Annotated in this window: 2 protein-coding genes; both read right to left on the reverse strand. The window is 36.4% G+C overall.

Features of this window, described 5'->3' with window-relative positions; translation table 11 throughout:
- Nucleotides 1-254: 254 nt before the first annotated feature.
- The gene (locus tag LEP1GSC199_RS13665) at nt 255-947 is read right to left on the reverse strand and encodes a putative signal transducing protein (RefSeq protein WP_002985311.1); all 693 of its coding nucleotides are present in this window, start codon (nt 945-947) and stop codon (nt 255-257) included.
- Between the two features lie 682 nt (nt 948-1,629).
- Nucleotides 1,630-2,238, reverse strand: a complete 609-nt coding sequence (locus tag LEP1GSC199_RS13670; protein WP_002985314.1) for a hypothetical protein — start codon at nt 2,236-2,238, stop codon at nt 1,630-1,632.
- Between the last annotated feature and the right edge of the window lie 363 nt (nt 2,239-2,601).

Genomic DNA, 2,601 nt, shown 5'->3' on the forward strand with positions numbered 1-2,601 from the left:
GGGAGACGACGTTTCCCGACCCTGAGTCCCGAAAGGGACGTTAGGGACTGGCACGGAGTTTGCGGATGCAAACGAGTGACAGAAGGGAAATGTGGCGCAGCCCGAGCGAGGCCGGCAGTGCCGAAGCGAAGCGTTTCCCCGCTGTTATACGCTGGTTTGATTTTTTAGGTTATTGGACTTCATTCTCATACGTGGCGTAAAATTTCCATTAAAGTCTTTATATTTCTTTTCGAAAAGTCCTTCTTTGTTATATTTTATTTGTTCATCAAAGATTCCATCTTTATCGGTATCATTATATTCATAAATTTTTTTGCCATAAAAATCGTAAGTAATTTCAATTGTATCAAATTCCAATAAATCTGGGTTAAATACTTGGTTAACGAGGTTTCCATTAATATTGTAGTATTTAGCTTCCTTCCTAATTCCAGTAGTCTTATCATAACATTGAGTAGAAATATGGATGTCTCTCCCAGTTTGATCTCTAAAGTTTCGTAAAGGCAATTGTCATAATCGCTAAAATAATAGTCCATGTTTGGGTTATAGGTTGCATTATAGAATTTTTTAAAATTATCAATTTCGAGAAGGTATAGTACTAGAAAAATTGCCGTAGTAACAAAGAAAGTTACCGTTGCTAGTTTATATAAAGCTATATTATCATTCTTTTCAGAGATTAATCTTAAAGCTTCGTATTTATGATTTGATTCTTGTTTTATATCGTCTTCTTCAAAAACTTTATCTGGAATTTTGTTATTTTCAATAATAGAAATTGCATCTTCGAATTCTCCGTCCTGAACATATAACTCAAGTAAATTTGAGTTTCTAGGAATTATTCCATTTAAAACATCCAAATCTTCACCTTTGAGCATAGATTTTATTCCATTAGCTGAAAGTGTTGATTCAATGATTTTAATTTTATTGTAATCTATAGAAGTGAAAACTAATTTCATTTTTTTACCTGATATAAATTTTTTCAAACTAGCGTATAACGAACTAGCTAACCAACGTAGGCTGGCCCTGAGCCTCGCAGAGGCGTTAGGGATTGGCACGAGGCTTGCGTAAGCAAGAGGAGTGACAAAAGCCTATGTGCCGAAGGCCAAGCGAGGGCGAAGTCCCGAAGTGAAGTGGTTAGCGGTAGTTAATTGCAGTTGGTTTCCTGTTGTAATTGAGACAGATACGAAGTGTTTGAAATCCCAGCGCGCAAATTTTCTTTCTTATTCTTGGTCTTCAAAACCCGACAATCATTTTTGAATCATGCAAACCGTGACGAAAAAATAATAGGAAATGTAGCGAAATAAATCTCTTAATTCTTATTCTTTTCTTTAAAGCGCTTGAATCATTAACAAAGTAATAAAACCGATATAAATATCTATTATTGAATTGAGCAAAGTTGGACTCTCACCTTTAAGAAAAATTGCGCGCTGGATTTTTAGAATAGAATTAACCAATTGCAATTAACGAACGAGGCTAAACGACGTTCCTCGAAGCTGAGCCTACGGAGTAGGCGTTAGCGTCGGCGCGTATTCTTGCGTAGCAAGAATCGTGACGGAGAGGAATGTGCCGGAGGCCAAGCGAGGGCGTAGACCCGAAGCGAAGTGTTTAGCCGATGTTATGCGAAGTTTTCCTTTGTTTTCATTCTCTTAATTCAGGGAATTGCTGATTGAAAATATTCACAGAATTTGGAAAATGATAATCAAGAAGAGAAAACCAGAGATTAGATTCAACTTGCCTAGGATTTACAATATTCCGTATACCGTTACAATGTAAGAATAAACAATCTATTGGTTTTTCTGTTATTTCTTCTTCTACGCGATTGTTGTGGAGAATGCATTTGTTGATAGAATAATCCCCATCAATTTTTCGTTTATCCAGAAAAATGCATCCATACGTTTTGTATCTTTTAAATAAGTAATCTCTTGCTTGCCAATAATTCCAAGGCGGTACTGATAATAGCTGATCGTCTTCCGTTAAAACTTTCGGAAAGAATATTAGCAATCCTCCATTCAAAGAAGCTCTATCAAAATACTTAAAAATAAACTGTGAAAGAGAAAGTCCTGGTTGAAAATTGTAGTCTGATCTAATAAGTTCTCCTCTTTCATATTTTTCATAGATAATTTTAATGTTTTCAAATATAGCAAAGCCAGGACCTTTACAGCAATCAGAATTACATTGATCACATGGCGAATTTGAATTTTGCTTTTTTTCAGTTAAAAATTCTTTTATTCTTTCTGGAATATTCATCTTTCTTATCCCTATTAGTTTAAATTCTGGAAAATTTCGCATAACGAACTAGTGGAGACGACGTTTCCCGACCCTGAGTCCCGGACGGGACGTTAGGGACTGGCACGGAGTTTGCGGATGCAAACGAGTGACAGAAGGGAAATGTGGCGAAGCCCAAGCGAGGGCTCGTCCCGAAGCGCAGCGTTTCCATGCTGTTATACGACGTAGCCTATTGTTAGATAATAAGTTTAGCTAGAGATTCTAATATTTTCTTAATCTCTTCTAACTTGTATTGTCCTTCGGCGACTCCAATTACGAAGTTATATAAGATTTCATTTGGATCAAGTATTTCGTATCCGTTAATATCGAGAAAGACTAATGAAG

The sequence above is a fragment of the Leptospira vanthielii serovar Holland str. Waz Holland = ATCC 700522 genome (assembly GCF_000332455.1).
Lineage (GTDB): Bacteria > Spirochaetota > Leptospiria > Leptospirales > Leptospiraceae > Leptospira_A > Leptospira_A vanthielii.

What these genes read in the sequence shown, in the direction of transcription:
- LEP1GSC199_RS13665 (WP_002985311.1), bottom strand. Translation starts at nt 947, where the DNA reads ATGAAATTAGTTTTCACTTCTATAGATTACAATAAAATTAAAATCATT.
- LEP1GSC199_RS13670 (WP_002985314.1), bottom strand. Translation starts at nt 2,238, where the DNA reads ATGAATATTCCAGAAAGAATAAAAGAATTTTTAACTGAAAAAAAGCAA.